This is a genomic window from Tychonema sp. LEGE 06208 (assembly GCF_015207505.1).
Taxonomy (GTDB): domain Bacteria; phylum Cyanobacteriota; class Cyanobacteriia; order Cyanobacteriales; family Microcoleaceae; genus Microcoleus.
The window spans coordinates 18640-38276 of record NZ_JADEWT010000059.1; the positions used below are offsets into that span (position 1 = coordinate 18640).

Consider the following 19637-nt stretch of genomic DNA (forward strand, 5'->3'; position numbering starts at 1 on the left):
GCTGTTTTACGATCGCACCCGCAACGTCAGGCGCACTGTATCCCCAATAAAGTGAGGAATGCGCCAGCTAAAGAGCCATTTTTTAATCGTTTTCAGCAACTCCACATCCGCCAAAGTCGAAGCATCAGCATCCACAACTATGCGGCTGGCGCGCACCTTATCGAAAACAATTTCTAACACCAATTCGCCGTTGATACCGGGCGGCACAGTCAGAGTTTCCAAGTGTTCGTTTAAACTATCGATCGCCCATTCATCCAACCCCGCAGCGCTAACGACTTCTACAGGTGATGTGCTGCGCGGGCGGGCCGGTGCGATCGGGGCGCTGGCTGGTGCGGGCAATGGATACACCCGTTTTTCTAGGCGATTAAATGTGATGCCGCGTTCTAATTCTTGTTCTTGTTCCATCCAGTCTGTGCAGCCATTATCTTCTACATAGCCTGTGCCACCAAATACGCCCTCATATTCCACCGCTTCCGGCATTTCTACAGGCACGTTCATCGCGATCGATTCCGTACCCGGTTCGACGCGCACATCATCGCTGACGGCGACAAAAGCCGTGTATTGCGACAGAAGCTGATAGGTTAGCGCCGTTTCTGTCACTTTTTCCACCTCCACCTTGGTTTCGTACTGCACCATCTGATTCATCAAATCTTTGATGCGATGCCGCCCCCAAAGCTTGGCAACTGCCGGATTTCCAGGATCGGTAAAGTTCATTTCGTAGGTTTGGACGTACTGGTGTCCGCCTGCACTAACCCCTTTAATATGAAGCGTTCCAGCTTCGCGATCGCCCTTTTTACCAAATAAAACCAGCGGTTGTTCGGCAAATAAATCCGGCGCAACTGAGGGATAAATTACCGGACTTTCGCCCTCTCCCTGCCAAGTAATTTCTAGATTTATTAACACCGGATTGTTGATTTGCCGGAAGAACTTTTCCACAAATTCATTAACAGGTTCGTCGTGCCGGATAATCCGCGAGATTCCCCGCCCGATTTCGGCAATGCGATCGAGCAAAAAGCGATTGACGGAACTCCCCGCACCGAAACTGTACAGGCGATTCCCCGATTTGAGATGTTGCTGCACTTCGGCGAGAACTTGGTTTTCGTTGCCGATGTAACCGTCGCTGAGGAATACCACCGTTCGCAAGCGCCCGGATGGTGCGGGAAAATCGATCGCCGCCCGAATCCCGCCCAACATTTCCGTACTATTGTCAGCGCGCAGTTTGTTGATATATTCGATCACCTGTTGTCGATTTTCTGCTGTATTCGGTAGCGGTTGTTGGGAAAGTCGCCGCACTTTGTCGGAAAAATCCAGAATCGAGAAAGTATCCGCTGGATTCAATCCGTTAATAAATTGCCGCAACAATGCCTGACATTGCTGCAAAGGCGCACCGGATTGCGAACCGGAAGTATCGACTAAAAATACGACATCTTTCGGCACAATTTCATCGGTTTTGTACTCGATCGCCGGAATCAAGTAAACTGCAAAATGCCCGCCGCGATCGTCCGAATGAGTTAATACCGTCGATTGAGTTTCTCGACCCGCAACTTGATAGCGCACAATCAAATCTTTGTTAGGAATTGTATCTTGATTTCCCAACTGAACGCGCACCCTTAGCCCGTTTTTCTGCTCGCTTGCTAAGGAAGTTTGAGGTGAGTCAAAATATTCAATTTGCAGTTGGTGGGATGGGGAATTGACATTGCGAATCGGTACGCCCGCCTCAATTTCCAGCGTCACGCCGATCTCGTGTCCCGATCGCATTCCCGGTGGCAAAATCGGGGCATTAAGCCGCGACGCATCGGGGACAATATCGGTAGACGAATTGACTGTCATTGGGGCTGGGGCGCTACCGCTAGCAGCCGTTTCATCCAGCGGCGTACCGGGAATATATCGCGGCCCGACAACCATCGGAAAAATGAATTCGTAATCGCCAGCTAAAAATTTCAAACTGTCAGTGTAGCGAATCGTGACATCGATTGATTCACCCGGTTTGATGTTGGCGAGGGACTGGGTGAAAATATTATCTCGCTCCTGTTCCAGCAAACCCGCAGTCCGCCCTTCTTGTTTGGCTTTTTCGTAAATTTGTTGTGCTTCTTCGCGTTTTTTGATGCTGCCTTTAATAGTGCGATCGCCAATTTTAATTTCCATCTCATCAACCGCTGCTTCGGCTGGTAGCGGAAAAATATAGACGGCTTCCAGCGGCTTGGTGAAAGGATTTTCAAATGTTTGCGAGACTTCAACTCGCGATAGATTTCCGGCTATTTGGGCTAGGACTTCTGTATGTTTCAGGGGAAAAACAAGTTGTTTTCCCTCTGGGGAACGCACGTATAATCCACTGGTTCGATCGGTTGGAGATATCAAGGGTGTCATGAGGTTGTTCCTCCATCACTGATATATAGCGGTTATCAAAAAAGTGAGGTGTGTCCTATGCCCTATGCCCGATCCCGGATAGTACCTCATCTTTCCGAGAAAGGCTATATTATAACATCATACAAACAGTAATGCTCAATTGCGATCGACTTAAACTGCCAGTCAAACCGCAGCATTAATGCTGGCTGGTGCGATCGTATAATTCCAATTTGCCAAATTCAATAGCAGCGTTTCTGTCAACTCCGGTTGCACTTTTTTGCGATATAGAGGAGACGGCAATGCCCTGTCCCTACTGAGATTAATTGTAGGGACACCGCAGGTGCAGTGTCCTCATTTCGGATAATATTAATTCCGATGCAACCGGAAATGAGATTGATTATTTCGAGACATTCGCGAGAATTTTTTCCATCTCAGAAAGCTCGACAGCCCCGGAGAAAGTTTGACCGTTCATGATAAAGAACGGAGTGCCTTCAATGCCAAGTTGTTTAGCCAGTTGCACGTCTTTCCCAATGGCGGCTTCGGCGGCGGGACTGTTGCGATCGGTGTTGAATTTATCTAATTTTAGATTGAGCTTTTGGGCGATCGATCCGTAAAATTCTTCGCCTAAGTCTTTCTGCCCTTCAAACAAAGCGTTGTAATATTCCCAGAATTTGCCCTGCTGCCCAGCAGCCCAAGCTGCTTTAGCCGCTGGCAGCGCTTGAGGGTGAATTGAAGTCAAGGGAAAATGTTTGTAAGCTAAAGTAACTTTGTCCTGGTGTTTTGCCATAAACTGCTTGATAGTCTCGTGAGCGCGGGCGCAAAACGGACATTGAAAGTCAGAGAATTCTAAAAGTACAATCTGCTGCGCCGCCGAGCCCGTGGTAGGAGCATCCCCGATCGGAGATTTGGGATTAGTTTTCATCGCCTGCAAAAAAGACTCCTGTGCAGCTTTGAGAGACTGCTGCTGCTCTTGCTGGTACGCTTGTACCGAATCTAAAATTGCTTGCGGGTTTTCGCGGATCACCTGCAAGACTTGCTCTTTAAACTTGGGATCGACTGAATTGCCAGCCGCTGACTGGGCGGGGGAACAACCGATAAATACCAGGCAACCTGCCAGCAGTGCAGCGAAGCAGAAGGCTTGCTGGCTGCGGAGTTTTCGCCAAATAGTGGATAAGTTCATCTTTTTTTTTCTGATTCAAGGCAACACTTAATCCTACATTCTATTTTGCGGAGTGTCAGGTGTACCTAAGTTTACTGCTGTGCAGCTATTTTTATATGTGAGGAATAATTAGTAATATCAATTCCGGTACCTGCATCGGAATTAATATTACCCGAAATCAGGACACGGCAGTGCCGTTTCCCTACAATTAATCGCGGTAGGGAAACGGCACTGCCGTGTCCTCTATATCATTCCGGCGCAGCCGGAATAGATATAATTGTCATCAAAAAGATTTGCAGTCAAGAGTGCAAGTGTTTGCTCGATTATTTCCGGTTGTTGAGCCATTTAGCAGCAACTATTCCCAAAATACCCACCACAACTGGATTCCCCAAAAACTTCATCAAACTAGGTTCTTGGGCGAGCACATCTCGGAAAATATCCGGGTGATTGTGATAGGTAAACGAGGCCAGCTTGGTAACATCGTCAGCAGTCATGCGGCTGGCGTGGTGAGTAGAAAGTCCTAATTGCTTTTCCAATTGGCGATCGTTCAATCCTCTCTTGTCCAACTGCTTGAGGAATTCGCGGGCCACATCATCGAGTTCCTTTGGCTTAATTTGGGCGATCGCCTTTTGCAATTCTGGTTCCAACTGCGCCGGCGTTAGCGAGTCGTGATTCAGAGAACGCCCGAATAATTGTTTGCGCTGATCCGGCGAAGTTCTCTGAGCAAAATCGTCAAAATTTTCGTACTCTTCACCGGTTGTTTCCGGCATCACTTCTTTATTCCCCTGAGCCAAATCCTTCATGATTTGACTCTTATAATTATCGCTGCTACTCATGGTATTTTTTTCCAAATCTACACAACTGTTATGTTTCAAATTTCGATGATTTCGCCAGCCAAAAATTACAAAATGTTATTAAAGCTACGCGCTCATTCAAACTTTGTTGCCAAATCAAGAATTGTATTCAATTTGATTTGATTGCTGGTCGTACTTCGCCGTCAAAATTAGCTTTTTATCAGGAGCATAAATCAAAACACTTACATCCTGTTTGGGAAAATTGCGGTGAAAACCTTGAGCTAAAGACTTCGCCAAATCTTTCACTTCGTTAGGGCGGACTTGCGGAGTAATTACAACTCCCAACTTATTATTGTCACGCACGTAAGCATCCTGAACTAAGCCTTGAGCAGTCTTTGTTACCCATTGACCAAAATCTTGACCTGCAGCAGTATTGCCGCGTTCTAGCTGCGCGTAATAACCCTGACTGCCGCCAATTGCTACAGGTACATTAGTCGGCTTTTGGGCGGAAACGCTGGGGGCGCAGGAAGTCGTAACAACTAGCATTAAAACCAAGAGTACGCCCGCAATTATTTTTCGACTCTGCTGCAATAAACTCACCTTTTTTCCTCCGGTATGAAAACAGTTTGAATATTTGAGAGGGTCAGCTTTATAGACCCTCTCAATTAGTATTAGAATCAGTCTAATTTCTTTTTGACTTCATCTTTCACATCTTCGACTGCGTGACGAGCTTGTGCTTCTGCTTGCTTCGCTTTGCCTTCAGCTTTGTCCTTGGGGTCGCCAGTAACATTGCCTAGGGCTTCTTGAGCTTTGCCTTCGATGTTTTTGCCAGTTGCCTTTGCTTTATCTTCAAGACTCATTTGTTTTTCCTTATCTGTATCTAGTTTTACACTTTCTACTTATTATCATAGGGAACAAGAAGTTCAGTTGCACTCTACCTGTAGGAAGAAAGTTTGGTGTACTCGGAGTGTACAGAATCTCATGGAGGTCAGGAATAGGGAATAGGGAATTAGGAATAGGGAATTAGGAAAAATTATTCTTGAATTGAGGATAGACTGCGAGTTTGCTGCTGACAGTTTTTTGACCTAAATTGCGAGCTGCAACAAGCGAAGTGTAGTGTCGCACAAAAAGCTCGGTGCTAACCTATTTGTACACCGAGAACAGGATTTTTTTTAACTCAAAAAATGGAAAATTTTAAATTTATCTTGAATTGTACCGACTTTTATCTAACTTCAAAAAGCGGGTGCGGGCAAGACCGTATCTTACCCACACCCTCTAAATATTGGCATTAGTTTTAATCGGGCGTATGGTGACATTCTGTATCTATTTTGTGCTGCAGTTCTTCTTTTAACTGTTCGACAGCGCGCATAGTTTCAGCATTGTGTTGTTTCTGCTCGCCGAGGGCTTTTTCTGTTTCCTCGCCGAGCAATGTTTCTCTGGATTTTGGTAGCGTGACTTGTAGGTCGCTGACCCTGTTGGTTGCGTTTGGTTCAATATTCATTAGTTTTCACCCAACTATTTGCAAAATTTATTTTTAATAAGGCTACTTAAGGGTTAACCTTAGATTTATCCTAAGCGCGATCGCAGAGACTTTCCTCTGCCTGAAGGGAGATTAGGGCTGGGGAATAGTTTTTAGTTTTTATTTCTTAATCTAATAGTTAGACAAATCAGGGAAACTTGAATCTGCCGGAAGAGAGATATAGCCTTTCGAGTTCTCCTCTGAGGTACTATCCGGCATAGGGTAAACCTCACCACGCTTGAAAACCGCGATATAGCAGTTAGAACTCTCATAGGAGGTATCGAAAATCGCCCAATTGCCCAATCTCCTAATCTATAATCTAAAATCTAAAACTCGTACTGAGCGACTTGTGAGCCAGCGTAGCCGAAGCAAGCCGAAGTATCTAAAATCGATCGCTCTTCACCTTTTTGAGAAAGGCTATAGGGGAAGGGGAATAGTGCTTGAGTGCGTGAGATTGCTTAGTGCCGGGAGTGTGGGGGAGTGCGGGGGAGTGCGGGAAGAATTTTTGGGGTATGGCGCATTTATGGACTTGTGTCGTTTGTTTGATGAGGCGGTTTCGACATCGGTACAAAATGAAGAGAGAAATAGGCGACAGATTGGTGCAGACTGAGGTCAAGGCGATCGAGTTTGACCGTTAAAATCAACAGGGTGCGGCAATTCCCAAGTTTTGTGGCGATCGCCCGAACAAATCTGCTAAACAGGAGTTAGCATCAAGGCTGACTTCCAGCAGGATCGAACTAAAATTTCTGTTATTAGTAAAAAGTATCTAAAACCCTATGGGAGCAAGCAGCAGTAACCCTCTCGAAGCAGCAGGCCTAATTCGTGAGCCGATAAAAATAGGCGTGCTGCATTCGCTCACGGGCACGATGTCCATTAGCGAAATTTCTGTTAAAGACGCGACGCTGTTGGCCGTTGAGGAAATTAACGCTGCTGGAGGAGTGCTCGGACGCCCCTTGGAAGCGGTGATAGAAGATGGAGCCAGCGATTTGCAAACTTTTGCTCAAAAAGCTAAGCAATTGCTCCTAGAAGCGCAGGTGGCGGTGGTATTTGGCTGTTGGACTTCGGCGAGTCGGAAAGCTGTACTGCCGGCTTTTGAGCAATATGGCGGGTTGCTGTTTTATCCAGTGCAGTATGAAGGGCTAGAACAGTGTCCGAATGTTTTTTATACTGGTGCTGCGCCAAACCAACAGATTGTACCTGGGGTGAATTACTTACTCGCACAGGGGAAGCGGAAAATTTTTCTGTTGGGTTCGGATTATATATTTCCCCGCACGGCAAATATGATTGTGAAAGCTCAACTGGCGGCACTCGGGGGAGAGTTGGCGGGGGAAGTGTATCTGCCGCTTGGTTCGAGGAAGGTGGATGAGGCGATCGCACATATCTTAGCAGTGAAACCGGATGCGATTCTCAATACTCTTAACGGCGACAGCAATGTGGCTTTTTTCCAAAAGTTGCGGGAAGCTGGCTTGAAACCAGAAAACTTGCTGGTGATGTCGGCGAGCATAGCAGAAGAGGAAGTGCGGGCGATTGGGTATCAAAATATTGCCGGACATTTGGTAGTTTGGAATTATTTTCAAACCGTAGATACACCCAAAAATCAGCAATTTGTCAAGGCTTATAAAGCTCGATACGGAAAAAATAGAGTGACGGACGATCCGATAGAAGCGGCTTATTTTGGCGTTTATCTCTGGAAACAAGCAGTAGAAAAAGCTGGTTCGATAGATGCAGTTAAAGTCAGGGAGGCTGCTAAAAATATTGAGTTTGCCGCGCCTTCGGGCAAGGTAAAAATAGATGCCAAAACTCAGCATACCTGGAAAACTGCTCGGATTGGCAAGGTGCGATCGGACGGTCAAATTGAGGAAATTTGGAATTCCGGCGCGCCGCTGATGCCCGATCCTTTTCTGAAAGACTATCCTTGGGCAGCGGCCCTTGCTCCGAGGCGGATTTCTGTGGGAACTCGGGCTTCTTTGATCGGACTGTTTGCGATCTTGGTGCTGATAACTTGGATGGCGGCGGGAGTCGGGTGGATGGGGGCCGTGCAGATGAAGAACTATCTGGTGGTAATAGAGGCTGCCTCAGTAGAGGCGGCGGGGGTTTCCCCAGCAGCAATGGCGGTGCTGGTAGAGCAAACTCTGTTGGTGGCGAGCCGCACTCAGCACTGGCTGCTGGGGACTTTGGTTTTGAGTTCGATCGCGGGGATAGCTGCTTGTGTGTCGGTGTCGGGGATTATTCGGAATCTGGGCTTGCTCCGGAAAACTGCCCAACTGATGGCGAGCGGTGATTTGACGGCTCGATCGCCTGTGGTGTCTAATGATGCGATCGGGGTGCTATCTTCTACTCTCAATACAATGGCTCAGCAAATTAACAGTTTGCTCAAAGGTTTGGAGGTGCGGCAGCGGCAGCTAGAGGAGCGATCGCGCGAATTGGAAGTTGCTAAGAACGCTGCGGAAGCTGCCAACCGGGCGAAAAGCACATTTTTAGCAAATATGACTCACGAGTTGCGGACGCCTTTGAATGCGATTATTGGCTACAGCGAGCTGCTGCAAGAAGAGGCGATCGAACTAGGCGAAGAAGAGTTTGTGATGGATTTGGCAAGCATTAATCTTGCAGGCAAACAGTTGCTAAATATTATTAGCGATATCCTTGATATTTCTAAAATTGAAGCAGGAAAGATGACTCTTTTTCTGGAAACTTTCGATGTGTGGAAGTTGATCGAGCAGGTTGTGACTACGGTTCAACCGCTGGTGGGGAAAAATGGCAACACTTTGATCGTCAATTGCGATCGCGATATTGGCACGATATATTCTGATTCCTCGAAGTTGCGACAAGCGCTGTTGAATTTGACGAGTAATGCTGCTAAGTTTACCGATCGAGGGAAAATTACGATTAATGTTTGGAAGGAAGAAGAATGGGAAGTTTTGCCTCCTGACAATTCTGAAGGACTTTCTATCGTGAACTCTGGGTGTCAAAATTCTGCGATCGTGTTTCAAGTCACCGATACTGGCATCGGGCTGACTGACGATCAGTTATCGAGGCTGTTCGGGGCTTTCTCCCAAGCCGATGATTCTACTACTCGCAGGTACGGCGGTACCGGTTTGGGGCTGACAATTAGCCGGAGGTTTTGCCAGATGATGGGCGGCGACATTACGGTTGAGAGCGAGTTTGATTGCGGTTCTACTTTTACTATCCGGTTGCCGGTTGCGGTTAAAAGCCAGAAAGAAGCCCAAGGCGATGAATCGCTGCCGGAAACAACGGACAAATTGGCACCGCAACCCTTGGAATTGCCGGATGCTGCTATGGTGTTGGTGATTGACGACGATCCCGATGCCCGGGATTTAATCACTCGCTGTTTGTCGAAAGAGGGATTTGAGGTGCGATCGTCAGCTAGCGGTGAAGCTGGGCTTGAGTTGGCAAAGGAGTTGCTACCGGATGCGATTACTCTGGACGTAATGATGCCGAGTATGGACGGCTGGGCGGTGCTGTCTGCATTAAAAGCAGATCCGGATTTAGCGGATATTCCGGTGATTATGTTGACTTTTTTGGACGACAAAAATCAGGGTTTGGAATTAGGAGCGGCGGAGTATTTAAGGAAGCCTGTAGATTACAAGCACTTTGCTGATTTACTGAGCAAATATCAACCTCCGCGAAATTAGCGATCGGTCAATCGATTTTAGATTTTAGATTGAAGCATTGAAGCATTGAAGCATTGACCCCACGGATAAATTCGGGGGGCAAGTTTCATCGGATACAGGTTTTTTATTTCTCCACGGATGAATGCGGGGGCTTGTATCCTGGATGCTTTCGGTCATATCATGCCTGATCGATTACCATAATAAAAACGGTTCGCAGTGCGGACTTGCACAGGCTCCAATTTGCGGACTCCAGAACGCCATCACAAAAACCGTTGAACCTGAATTATCACAGTTAATCGATCGGAAAACGAGAAATTAAAGATATGACTGATAGAACTGCATTGCTTAAAAGGATTACTCAAACACCTGGTAAATGTGGCGGTCGCCCCTGTATTCGCGGCATGAGAATTCGCGTTAGCGACATTTTAGAAACTCTAGCAGATCATGTAACAGCTAGCGAGATTCTAGCTGATTTCCCCGATTTGGAACCAGAAGACATTCAAGCGTGTCTGCTTTTTGCATCTCTCAGCATAGATTTCCCCAGGATCGCAGTATGATTTTCTGGTTAAATGCTCAATTCCCTCCAAGTTTGGCGAAATGGTTAACCCAAACATTCGGTGTTAACGCTGTTACATTGCAAGAGCTCGGGCTGCAGGATGCTCAGGATATTGAGATATTTAATGCGGCTCGTACCAACGGCTTAGGTACAGTTATCATAACTAAGGATCGAGATTTTGTGGATTTATTAATTCGCCTTGGTAGTCCACCACAAATTCTTTGGCTAACCTGCGGTAACATTACGAATAGAGATTTGCAACGCATTTTCACTGGTGCTTTTCCTGATGCAGTCGATCTACTTAAAAATGGCGAAAATATTGTGGAAATTTGCCGGGTTAAATAAATCATTTTCGATGATTTAATTGCTCAATAGCGATCGCGCTCAATTTCCCTACAAATGTTTTATTAGTCATTAGTTAACAGTAAAAAACCAATGACCAATAACTAATGACTAATGACTGATTAATCTAAGAAGCCCATTAAAGTCGAGCTGTCGTCAATTTCATTTGAAGCAATGGGGCGGTCTCCTCCCATTGTGGAGTAAATTTCGTCAATGTGCAGAGTACCTACTCCAATTGGGCGAGCACCGGACATACTGAACATTTCGCTGACTTGAATGGCGCTGGAGCCGATCGGGCGTCTCCCCATTGTACCAACTACTTCCAAGTCGCTGGCTTCCACCGGGCGATTGCCTACAATGCCGTAGGTTTCGCTGATGTGCAGGGTGCTGGTGCCGATCGGGCGATTCCCCGAGATCGAGACTGTCTCGCTGATGGTAAAATCGTCAGGGCCGACGGGGCGGTTATCATGCATGAGTTGCGGGCGATAAAGTTGGATGCCCGCTGATTGACCTTCGCTGGTGGCTGGTAGGGCCTTGGTAGTGCCTTTGTTGCGGGCGCTCGCTTTGACTTTATCTTTGGGTGTGAGAGCCATAATTTTTTTCCTTGCTAATTGCTGGGGGTTGATTGCTGGGTTCGGACAACTGCTTTTCTGGGCTTTCTGCTTTCTATTGCGGCCGATGATTAAAATAGTATTACAAAGTCTAACTATTTTCTGAACGAAATTGCAGAATCCCTATATTTTTGTTAAGATTTATTGGTAATAGCTACATTTTCCTATGGTAACTGCGGCAGCATCTTTTCAATTGCAAGCGCCCTTCCAGCCCACAGGCGACCAACCGCTAGCGATCGAGCAACTCGTCAAAGGCATCCAAGCGGGCGATCGATTTCAAACCTTACTCGGTGCTACAGGTACCGGCAAAACCTTCTCCATTGCTTCGGTTATTCAAAAAATCGGCAGGCCAACCTTAGTTCTAGCACACAACAAAACCTTGGCAGCTCAACTGTGCAACGAACTCCGCAATTTTTTTCCCAACAATGCAGTCGAATATTTTGTCAGTTATTACGACTACTACCAACCTGAAGCATACATCGCCGTCACCGATACATTCATAGAAAAAACCGCAGCAATTAACGATGAAATCGATATGCTGCGACACTCCGCCACGCGATCGCTCTTTGAACGCCGCGACGTAATTGTCGTAGCATCAATTAGCTGCATCTACGGTTTGGGAATGCCCGCCGAATACCTAAAAGCTGCTATTCCTTTGCAAGTAGGAATGGAAGTCAACCAGCGGCAAGTTTTGCGCGATTTAGTCAACGTCCAATACAGTCGCAACGACATCGATTTAGGCAGAGGCAAATTTCGCGTCAAAGGCGACGTTGTAGAAATCGGCCCCGCCTACGAAGATAGAATTATTCGCGTCGAATTCTTCGGCGACGAAATCGATGCCATTCGCTATGTTGACCCCGTAACTGGTAAAATCCTGGCAAGTACAACCGCTTTAAATATTTATCCAGCCCGCCACTTTGTGACTGCTGATGATAAATTAGAAGCTGCTTGTCAAGGAATAGAACTCGAATTAGAAGACCGACTGGCAGAATTTGAAAAAGAGGGTAAACTATTAGAAGCTCAGCGAATAGAACAGCGCACTCGCTACGATTTGGAAATGCTGCGCGAGGTAGGATACTGCAACGGAGTTGAGAATTATTCGCGGCATTTAGCAGGCAGAAATGCGGGGGAACCGCCAGAATGTTTGATTGATTATTTCCCTAAAGATTGGATGTTGGTGATAGATGAATCCCACGTTACAGTCCCGCAAATCCGGGGGATGTACAACGGCGATCAAGCGCGGAAAAAAGTGTTGATCGAACACGGTTTTAGGTTGCCCAGCGCGGCCGATAACCGCCCTTTGAAAGCTGAGGAATTCTGGGCAAAAGAGAATCAGTGCATTTTTGTTTCTGCTACGCCTGGTGATTGGGAAATGGAAAGATCGGAAGGCAGAGTTGCGGAGCAAGTTATTCGCCCTACGGGAGTAATCGATCCGACTATTTTCGTGCGTCCGACGGAAGGACAAATTGATGATTTGTTGGGGGAAATTAAGGAGAGAGTCAGTCGGGACGAGCGAGTTTTAGTGACAACTTTAACGAAGCGGATGGCGGAAGATTTAACCGAATATTTGCAGGAAAGGGGAATTAGAGTGCGGTATTTGCACTCGGAAATTCAGTCGATTCAACGCATTGAAATTATCCAAGATTTGCAGGATGGTAAGTTTGATGTATTGATTGGTGTGAACTTGCTGCGGGAAGGTTTGGATTTGCCGGAAGTGTCGCTGGTGGTGATTTTGGATGCGGATAAGGAGGGGTTTTTGCGATCGGGACGTTCGTTGATTCAAACGATTGGAAGGGCGGCGCGGCACGTACAGGGACAGGCTATTTTGTATGCGGATAATTTGACTGACAGCATGGTTAAGGCGATCGATGAAACCGATCGCCGCCAGGGGATTCAGCTAGCGTACAATAAGATGCACGGGATTACGCCGCAGCCGATCGCGAAAAAGCGATCGAGTAATGCGATTTTGGCGTTTCTGGATGTGTCGCGCAAGCTGAATTCTCAGCAGTTGGAGGAGGTTTACGAACAGGTAAACGAGTTATCTTTGGATGAGATTCCTCAGTTAATCGGGCGGTTGGAAGCGCAGATGAAGGCGGCGGCTAAGAAGTTGGAGTTTGAGGAGGCGGGTAAATTGCGCGATCGGATCAAGCATTTGCGGGATAAGCTATTGGGACATTAAGAAAAAACGGAGGACACGGCAGTGCCGTTTCCCTACCCGAAAATAATCAATCTTCCTCCCTCGCCGATATAACTATCGCCCTATTAATTGTAGGGATACGGCACTGCCGTGTCCTGATTTCTTGTTACTTTGAGAGACAGCAATGAGCAAATTTCAGTTATTGGATGCAGTGACTTTAACCGAAGGAGTCGCCCTCGCTGATGGCGAGATTGCACCGCCACAAACAGCCGGGACAATTGTTGAGGTTTTCAAGAACGGTGAAGCTTATTTAGTAGAATTATTTGGGGGATGGGTGAAAGCAGAAGTTGGCGGGGATTTTGTGCCTGCTACTCAGGATGAACCGGGCGCATTTATGGAAACGATTGGTGTTGAAACAGTTTATCCGCATCAGTTGCAATTAGTAAAATCTGCCGACGAAATGATGGGGATTCGAGAGCATTTACTGTCGGTTTTAAATAATTTACCTGACGAGTTAGTGGCTGAAGTATTCGATTTTGCGGAGTTTTTGCAGGAAAAACAGCAAAAAGTGCGATCGTATTAAGCATTTAGGTGAAGTGCGATCGCCCTTTACCATTGTCCTATTTTTTGGATGGGAAGGGCGATCGTACTTTCTATGAGATTCCTAGTCTATCTGCTGCATATTGGCGATCGAATAACTCTTTGTCCGAAGGCTAATAATCAGAGGGATAGTCTAGCTGTTGTCGAAGTCCGAGGTTTTCCGCTTTTAAGTTTCCGTTATCATTGTGCAGGTCATACTCTAGGTAAGATTGCCTTTCCTCAAGATTCGTACACTTTTGCTCAAGGTGTTGCATCCGAGTCAGAAGGATTTCGATGTTCTCAAGCAGACTGCGGATAGGAGTGGTCAGATCAGAGGCCCGCGGAGTCCGGGGGTGGTTGTTTTGGGGATTACTATCTGCTATCATGAATTGGATATCTCAAAAACTACAAGAATCTATAGAACGGCTTAATACACGTCAGTGCAGCCGCTTCAAGATTCAGAATTACAACAGAGCGTCCCTATTACTTGCCGGTGTTAGGGACGTTCTTTATTATTAGCACATTTGCCAGCTATTGGTCAAGGCTTTGTATAATATTTTTTGTCAACAATAGCTCCTATTAATGATTTGAGATAAAATTATTGTGTAATAAGAAGTTTTGCACAATAAGGGTAAAATTTTAGTGTGGTTATTTGCATATATTTGGGCTAGCTTATGGAGGTAGATAAACTTCAAACCCTATTAGGGATTGAAACTTGACGTAACGTAACAAGTTTGAGTGTGCTTAACCTTGTTACAAATTATATAAACCCCTGTTAGGGATTGAAATACCATGATATTTTCTTTAAATTGTACAAATATATTTAAGCTCCCCCAACTTTTATTAATCCCTAATAGGGATTGAAACTAACTGGTGAGGCATTACATCACATTCAGATGACGGAATATAAACTATAGTAAAGTTAGTCTTATTTACGATCGTCCCTCAACCCCTCTGACTTTTCATCCTCTCCACCAGTGGAAGTTTCCCGATCTGGAAATAAATCACGATCGCCCCTCAATCCCTCTGAGTTTCTATGTTGTCCACCTCAAAAATTTCCACAACGCCAGCCAATTTTATGTATGTATCATTCCCAGCTCTGGGAATCGTCATTCCTCAACCCCTCTGAAATTCCATGTTGTCTATAGGATTCCCTATCTTGACTAACAAGATTTTGGCGATCGCCCAAAACATCCCTCTTTTGTCCGCGTGCATCCGCGTGCATCTGCGGTTTAAATATTCGTTGACAACAAAAAGGGCGATCGCCCAAAACACCATCCAAACCAACTACTTGCCTAATACCACAGCATCCGTACTGCTAGCAAAAGCCGGACGAATAAATTCCTCCTTCTCTTCCAGCGTGATGTAACCCTTATCTACAGCTAGCTGCATCACTTCCTCAAGAAAACCTCTGAGCACATCTAATACTTGAGTGCGATCGAATTCAAAAACCTTTTCCCAGCCAGTGGTAAGTTGGGCGAAGTGAAACGTAAGGTTCGTTACCTCAACCCAACCTACTAATACCAAATTCGCGGTAAATTTTGCCTCTATTTCTTAGTCCGCGAAGGCGGACTTTGTTTGTGTAGTAGCGGTTTCAACCGCCGATAGAGGGAGTAATAAACTTACGGTGTCGGATTCGGATACTTAGCGTGCACCGCATCGATTTCCGCTATGATATCCTTATCCAAATTCACCTCCAAACTGCCGAGATTTTCCTCCAACTGTTCGAGACTGGTTGCACCGATAATAGTGCTAGTTACAAACCAGCGCGATCGCACATAGGCCAAAGCCATCTGCGCCGGAGTCAAACCGTGTTTGCGCGCAATCTCAATATACGCTTTTACCGCATCATTCAGATTAGTTTTATCGTAACGCTGACCGAATCCAGCAAACAAAGCCAGCCGCGAATTTTCCGGGATTCCCTTCAAGTATTTACCCGTTAAAATTCCGAAAGCCAAAGGACTGTAAGCCATCAATCCCACATTTTTAAAACGGCAAGTTTCTGCCAAATTCATGTGAAAAGTCCGATTGCTCAAACTAAAAGCATTCTGAATCGAAACAACTTTCGGCAAACTGTATTTTTCGGCCAATTCGCAAAACTCGCAAACTCCCCAAGGCGTTTCATTGCTCAAACCCAAATAGCGGATTTTGCCAGCTTTAATTAAGTCAGCAAACACCTCTAACTGTTCCAAAATTGGTACAGTTTCGTGTTCTTGAGTAATATCGTAATCTGGCGCGCCAAATAGCGGTACGTAGCGGTCTGGCCAGTGGATCTGATAGAGGTCGATGTACTCAGTTTGCAAGCGCTTCAGGCTATCGTTCAGGGCTTTTTCGACATTTGGGCGATCGATCTGATTTTTCCCTTCCCGAATCCACTTTAACCGAGTGCTTCTGCCCGCCACTTTCGTCGCTATAATAAGCTTATCCCGCTGCTGTTTCGCCAACCATTCCCCGATATATTCCTCAGTTTTTCCCTGAGTTTCCGGTTTTCCCGGCACCGGATACATTTCGGCCGTATCGATAAAGTTGACACCTTTGGAAATTGCCAAATCGAGCTGTTGGGCCGCTTCTGCAACGGTGTTCTGCTGGCCGTAAGTCATCGTACCCAAACAAATTTCAGATACTGATAAATCGCTGTCGCCGAGTTTTTTGTATTCCATGATTTCGATTGCTGCAAAATTATCTCATTCTATATTACCGAAAAACCTTGATTTAATTGACAACTCCCAAAAACTGCGATCGGCTTTCTCCTCTCTTCCTCTGCGCTCTCTGCGCCCTCTGCGGTTAAAAATTTAAAAAAAATATCCGCACTTAAATGTTAATATAAATAATTAGTATCCCTGTGGTGTATGAGTAGTCGCCCGCCCAAAGTTCCATTTGTCAACCTCTCCCTGCAACATCAACCAATTCACCCCCAAATAGTAGCAGAAATTGGAAAAATTATCGAGCAAGGAGACTTTATTTTAGGTCAAGCACTGGCAGAATTTGAAACAGCATTTGCAGCAGCTTCGGGAGTAAAATACGGCGTAGGAGTGGCTTGCGGAACAGATGCGATCGCCCTGGGACTCCAAGCTTGCGGGATTAATCCGGGCGACGAGATTATCGTACCCGCTAACACCTTTATCGCCACCATCATCGCGGTCATTCAAGCCAAAGCAATACCTATCCTGGTAGATTGTGACCCGGAAACCGCCCTAATTGACCTCACAGCAGCCGAAACAGCAATTACCTCGAAAACTAAAGCAATTATCCCCGTACATCTCTACGGTCAAATGGTATCGCCCAGTCAGCTTTTATATTTTGCTAACCGCCACAACTTAATAATTTTTGAAGATGCCGCCCAAGCACACTTAGCCGAAAGAGAAGGATACCGCGCGGGTTCCATTGGCCAAGCAGCAGCATTTAGCTTTTATCCCAGCAAAAACCTCGGCTGTTTTGGCGACGGCGGGATGTTAATTACTAACGATGCAGAGCTCGCAAAAAAAATGCGAACTCTCCGCAATTATGGAGCACCCAGTAAATATTTGCACACAGAAATCGGTACCAACAGCCGCCTCGACAATTTGCAAGCCGCCGTGCTCAATATTAAATTACCTTACTTAGAAAAATGGAATCGCGATCGCAACTTAGCCGCCCAACATTACAATACTTTATTAGAGCCGCTCAAACACAAAGGCATTGTACCGATCGCCAATCACAGCAGTTTAGGTCACATTTATCACATCTATGCGATCAAAATTACTGAGAAAAGCCCCATCGACCGCCATACCCTCCAGCAAAAACTCGCCCAAGAAGGCATTGAAACAGGCATCCACTATCCCGTACCCTGCCACCTGCAACCAGCCTACCAAAACTTAGGCAATCCGGGCGACTTCCCCCACGCAGAAACCCTGTGCCAACAAATTTTATCATTGCCAATGTATCCCGGATTGAGCAATACTCAGATCGAACAGGTTGTACGGGCGATCGGGCGATCGTTGAATTGCTAATTGTTAATATCAAGTTATGCTAAAAGTGTTTACAGCAGTAGAGTGCAGTTATCAAAGCATTCAAGATCAAAATCAACTCACATCCGGTACCAACCAATATCAAAAATCCGTACCTTTTTGAGAAAAGCTATATTAGTGTCCGATGTCAAAAATTAACAAATATTTAACTCACACTTACCAACCGCTTTCCCATTGCCAACCCAGCGCGGCAATATCAAAACCTCTCAAATTATGCACATCCAGCGCAGAATTCAGATTATTTTCAAGCGATACCTTTTGGGCGAAGAAATCGCGATCCTCCTAGTGCTGCTGTACGCCCCCCTGTTAGTACACTGGTACGACGGTTGGTTTAACAAAAACATCAGCATCGAACACGAATATTTCAGCCACGGAATAATTGGTTTGCCCTACGCAGCTTATATTGCTTGGACGAACCGAAAATGCTGGCTGCGCTTGCCCAACACCCCGCATCCTTTAGGAAGCTTTTTGCTGGTACTAGCGACACTTTTTTATCTGAGTCGCTTAAGCGATTTAGTGAATTTATCACTCCCATTAATGCTGGCCGGGATTTGCCTGTGCTTAAAAGGAATCCCCGGCTTAAAATTGCAGGGAATGCCACTTTTATTCGTATTTCTGGCATCACCCAACCATATTCCTTACCTCATAGAACCCTACGCATTGCCGCTGCAACACTTCATTGCTGAGGCATCAGGTTTAATCTTAATTAAAGTAGGTCTCAACGTCAGAGTAGAAGAAATTTATCTCTACGTCAACAATCGCATTGTAGAAGTGGCACCCCACTGTGCCGGCTTAAAAATGCTGTTTACCAGTCTTTACGTCAGCTTAATTCTGCTAGATTGGACAGGAGTTTGGAGTTCCTACAAAAAAAGCCTTTTGTTTTTAGTAGCTACCTCTATCATTAGCATCACTTCGAACATTCTCCGCAACACATTGCTAACTTACTTTCACGGAACCGAGAGAGAGACGCTTTTTAATTGGCTGCACGCCGGATGGGGCGGAGACTTGTACTCTGCTTGTATACTAGGTTTATTGGTACTTCTCCTCAACGGCATGGAAAAGTATTCCCCAAACCAGTATGGCAATTGATGAAACAAATAATTTCAGCACAGAAACTACTGCAGCGTTACCAATTATCAAAAATTGTGGTACTGGTATTTTTGTTGGTACTGGTTGGGGCGGTAGCAATTCCCGGCTACCTGACAGGAAATTGGCCTTGGACAAACCAACCAATTCTTGGAAACCTCAAGCAATTAAAAAGTTTGCGCCAAAACGGGATGACACTTCCCGGCTGGAAAGAGACCCGCCTCCAGAAGAACGTCGTAATTGGCGGTAACAGGTGGTTAGTTCAAGAAATTAAAAATCATCAAACAATAGCTATTTTATTGCTGTTGCCTCAAAACGACCCCAAAAACCAGCCCCAAGTAGAATGGCTAGATATCGATGGATTTCACCGATGGCAAACAGACTCTCATCGCACTTTGAGGTTTAAAGTTAAATTAGCCGCAACACCCGACAAGCCGCCGGCTACCATCGAGGCCCGGTTTTTCCGAAGCTGGACTCCCCAACAAACTTTTGCGGTCGTGCAGTGGTACGCTTGGCCTAACGGAGGTTCTCCAGCAACCAGCCGCTGGTTTTGGGAAGACAGTATGGCGAGACTGTCGAACCGCCGCGCCTCTTGGGTTGCTGTCAGTATCATCCTTCCCATTGAAGCGCAAAGCGAGATTAAGATAGTTGAACCGCTGCTGGAATCTCTGAGTCAAACTGTTCAAGCTCAATTAATGGCAGAAACTTTCTGAGTTTAATCAAGAGTGCGATTGAAATCGCTTAAGCTGTTGCTCATATAGATTGTGTATGGCGATTGAGGGTCCGATGGGGATCAGGGGAGAGGGGGAGAGAATTTGACGATTTTTGATTGTCATCAAAATATACAATGTTTATTTGCACAACAGCTT

General features: G+C 46.0%; 19 protein-coding genes. 9 read left to right on the forward strand and 10 right to left on the reverse strand.

Translation table 11 applies throughout. The annotated features are described in order from the left end of the window. Positions 1-6 precede the first annotated feature (6 nt). The 6 genes from IQ263_RS16445 to IQ263_RS16470 all read right to left on the reverse strand — a co-directional run bounded on the left by IQ263_RS16445 (position 7) and on the right by IQ263_RS16470 (position 5800). Positions 7-2367, reverse strand: coding sequence for a VIT domain-containing protein (locus IQ263_RS16445; protein WP_194068439.1), 2361 nt, complete (start codon positions 2365-2367; stop codon positions 7-9). A gap of 376 nt (positions 2368-2743) precedes the next feature. Beyond that, positions 2744-3526, reverse strand: a complete 783-nt coding sequence (locus tag IQ263_RS16450; RefSeq protein WP_194068441.1) for a DsbA family protein — start codon at positions 3524-3526, stop codon at positions 2744-2746. 302 nt (positions 3527-3828) lie between these two features. Then, entirely contained in the window at positions 3829-4341 is a 513-nt protein-coding gene (locus IQ263_RS16455) for a hypothetical protein (protein ID WP_194068443.1), read from the reverse strand. 114 nt (positions 4342-4455) lie between these two features. Beyond that, positions 4456-4899: a hypothetical protein gene (locus tag IQ263_RS16460; RefSeq protein WP_194068445.1), complete on the reverse strand. Its 444-nt coding sequence runs from the start codon at positions 4897-4899 to the stop codon at positions 4456-4458. Between the two features lie 77 nt (positions 4900-4976). Beyond that, a complete protein-coding gene (locus IQ263_RS16465; protein ID WP_194068447.1) occupies positions 4977-5159 on the reverse strand; it encodes a CsbD family protein in 183 nt (60 codons plus the stop codon). A gap of 434 nt (positions 5160-5593) precedes the next feature. Then, entirely contained in the window at positions 5594-5800 is a 207-nt protein-coding gene (locus tag IQ263_RS16470; protein WP_194068449.1) for a hypothetical protein, read from the reverse strand. 367 nt (positions 5801-6167) lie between these two features. Between IQ263_RS16470 and IQ263_RS16475 the strand changes: the two genes are divergently transcribed. The 4 genes from IQ263_RS16475 (at position 6168) to IQ263_RS16490 (ending at position 10351) form a co-directional block, all read left to right on the forward strand. Beyond that, positions 6168-6428 (forward strand): hypothetical protein, encoded by a 261-nt coding sequence (locus IQ263_RS16475; protein ID WP_194068451.1) that lies wholly within the window; start codon positions 6168-6170, stop codon positions 6426-6428. Between the two features lie 166 nt (positions 6429-6594). Further along, positions 6595-9471, forward strand: coding sequence for an urea ABC transporter substrate-binding protein (gene urtA, locus IQ263_RS16480; RefSeq protein WP_194068453.1), 2877 nt, complete (start codon positions 6595-6597; stop codon positions 9469-9471). A 302-nt stretch (positions 9472-9773) separates the two neighbouring features. Continuing rightward, on the forward strand, positions 9774-10007 hold the full coding sequence (locus tag IQ263_RS16485; RefSeq protein ID WP_194068455.1) for a DUF433 domain-containing protein: 234 nt from the start codon (positions 9774-9776) through the stop codon (positions 10005-10007). After that, positions 10004-10351, forward strand: a complete 348-nt coding sequence (locus IQ263_RS16490; RefSeq protein ID WP_194068457.1) for a DUF5615 family PIN-like protein — start codon at positions 10004-10006, stop codon at positions 10349-10351. Before IQ263_RS16485 ends, IQ263_RS16490 begins: the two co-directional genes overlap by 4 nt. Positions 10352-10470: 119 nt before the next feature. Here IQ263_RS16490 and IQ263_RS16495 read toward each other — a convergent pair whose 3' ends face one another. Then, complete coding sequence (locus IQ263_RS16495; RefSeq protein WP_194009683.1) at positions 10471-10941, reverse strand: hypothetical protein; 471 nt, start codon at positions 10939-10941, stop codon at positions 10471-10473. 184 nt (positions 10942-11125) lie between these two features. Here IQ263_RS16495 and uvrB point away from each other — a divergent pair, with 184 nt between their 5' ends. After that, entirely contained in the window at positions 11126-13138 is a 2013-nt protein-coding gene (uvrB, locus tag IQ263_RS16500) for an excinuclease ABC subunit UvrB (protein ID WP_194068459.1), read from the forward strand. Between the two features lie 142 nt (positions 13139-13280). After that, complete coding sequence (locus tag IQ263_RS16505; RefSeq protein WP_194068461.1) at positions 13281-13679, forward strand: DUF2281 domain-containing protein; 399 nt, start codon at positions 13281-13283, stop codon at positions 13677-13679. Between the two features lie 1112 nt (positions 13680-14791). On the opposite strand, the gene IQ263_RS16510 is transcribed toward IQ263_RS16505, so the two are convergent. The 3 genes from IQ263_RS16510 to IQ263_RS16520 form a co-directional block, all read right to left on the reverse strand. Then, complete coding sequence (locus IQ263_RS16510) at positions 14792-14962, reverse strand: hypothetical protein (protein WP_194068463.1); 171 nt, start codon at positions 14960-14962, stop codon at positions 14792-14794. Further along, positions 14963-15202: a hypothetical protein gene (locus IQ263_RS16515; protein ID WP_194068465.1), complete on the reverse strand. Its 240-nt coding sequence runs from the start codon at positions 15200-15202 to the stop codon at positions 14963-14965. 95 nt (positions 15203-15297) lie between these two features. Continuing rightward, a complete protein-coding gene (locus IQ263_RS16520) occupies positions 15298-16335 on the reverse strand; it encodes an NADP(H)-dependent aldo-keto reductase (protein ID WP_194068466.1) in 1038 nt (345 codons plus the stop codon). Between the two features lie 189 nt (positions 16336-16524). On the opposite strand from IQ263_RS16520, the gene IQ263_RS16525 reads away from it, so the two are divergent. The 3 genes from IQ263_RS16525 to IQ263_RS16535 all read left to right on the forward strand — a co-directional run bounded on the left by IQ263_RS16525 (position 16525) and on the right by IQ263_RS16535 (position 19481). Then, entirely contained in the window at positions 16525-17664 is a 1140-nt protein-coding gene (locus IQ263_RS16525; RefSeq protein WP_194068468.1) for a DegT/DnrJ/EryC1/StrS family aminotransferase, read from the forward strand. Between the two features lie 231 nt (positions 17665-17895). Beyond that, positions 17896-18771, forward strand: coding sequence for a cyanoexosortase B (gene crtB, locus IQ263_RS16530; protein WP_194068477.1), 876 nt, complete (start codon positions 17896-17898; stop codon positions 18769-18771). Then, positions 18771-19481, forward strand: a complete 711-nt coding sequence (locus IQ263_RS16535; RefSeq protein WP_194068470.1) for a cyanoexosortase B system-associated protein — start codon at positions 18771-18773, stop codon at positions 19479-19481. The genes crtB and IQ263_RS16535 overlap by 1 nt, the downstream gene beginning before the upstream one ends. Positions 19482-19637 lie beyond the last annotated feature (156 nt).

Bases quoted from the DNA above. Each gene is read 5' to 3' on its own strand.
- IQ263_RS16445 (WP_194068439.1), bottom strand. From the start codon at position 2,367: ATGACACCCTTGATATCTCCAACCGATCGAACCAGTGGATTATACGTG.
- IQ263_RS16450 (WP_194068441.1), bottom strand. From the start codon at position 3,526: ATGAACTTATCCACTATTTGGCGAAAACTCCGCAGCCAGCAAGCCTTC.
- IQ263_RS16455 (WP_194068443.1), bottom strand. From the start codon at position 4,341: ATGAGTAGCAGCGATAATTATAAGAGTCAAATCATGAAGGATTTGGCT.
- IQ263_RS16465 (WP_194068447.1), bottom strand. From the start codon at position 5,159: ATGAGTCTTGAAGATAAAGCAAAGGCAACTGGCAAAAACATCGAAGGC.
- IQ263_RS16470 (WP_194068449.1), bottom strand. From the start codon at position 5,800: ATGAATATTGAACCAAACGCAACCAACAGGGTCAGCGACCTACAAGTC.
- urtA (WP_194068453.1), top strand. From the start codon at position 6,595: ATGGGAGCAAGCAGCAGTAACCCTCTCGAAGCAGCAGGCCTAATTCGT.
- IQ263_RS16485 (WP_194068455.1), top strand. From the start codon at position 9,774: ATGACTGATAGAACTGCATTGCTTAAAAGGATTACTCAAACACCTGGT.
- IQ263_RS16490 (WP_194068457.1), top strand. From the start codon at position 10,004: ATGATTTTCTGGTTAAATGCTCAATTCCCTCCAAGTTTGGCGAAATGG.
- IQ263_RS16495 (WP_194009683.1), bottom strand. From the start codon at position 10,941: ATGGCTCTCACACCCAAAGATAAAGTCAAAGCGAGCGCCCGCAACAAA.
- uvrB (WP_194068459.1), top strand. From the start codon at position 11,126: ATGGTAACTGCGGCAGCATCTTTTCAATTGCAAGCGCCCTTCCAGCCC.
- IQ263_RS16505 (WP_194068461.1), top strand. From the start codon at position 13,281: ATGAGCAAATTTCAGTTATTGGATGCAGTGACTTTAACCGAAGGAGTC.
- IQ263_RS16520 (WP_194068466.1), bottom strand. From the start codon at position 16,335: ATGGAATACAAAAAACTCGGCGACAGCGATTTATCAGTATCTGAAATT.
- IQ263_RS16525 (WP_194068468.1), top strand. From the start codon at position 16,525: ATGAGTAGTCGCCCGCCCAAAGTTCCATTTGTCAACCTCTCCCTGCAA.
- crtB (WP_194068477.1), top strand. From the start codon at position 17,896: ATGCACATCCAGCGCAGAATTCAGATTATTTTCAAGCGATACCTTTTG.
- IQ263_RS16535 (WP_194068470.1), top strand. From the start codon at position 18,771: ATGAAACAAATAATTTCAGCACAGAAACTACTGCAGCGTTACCAATTA.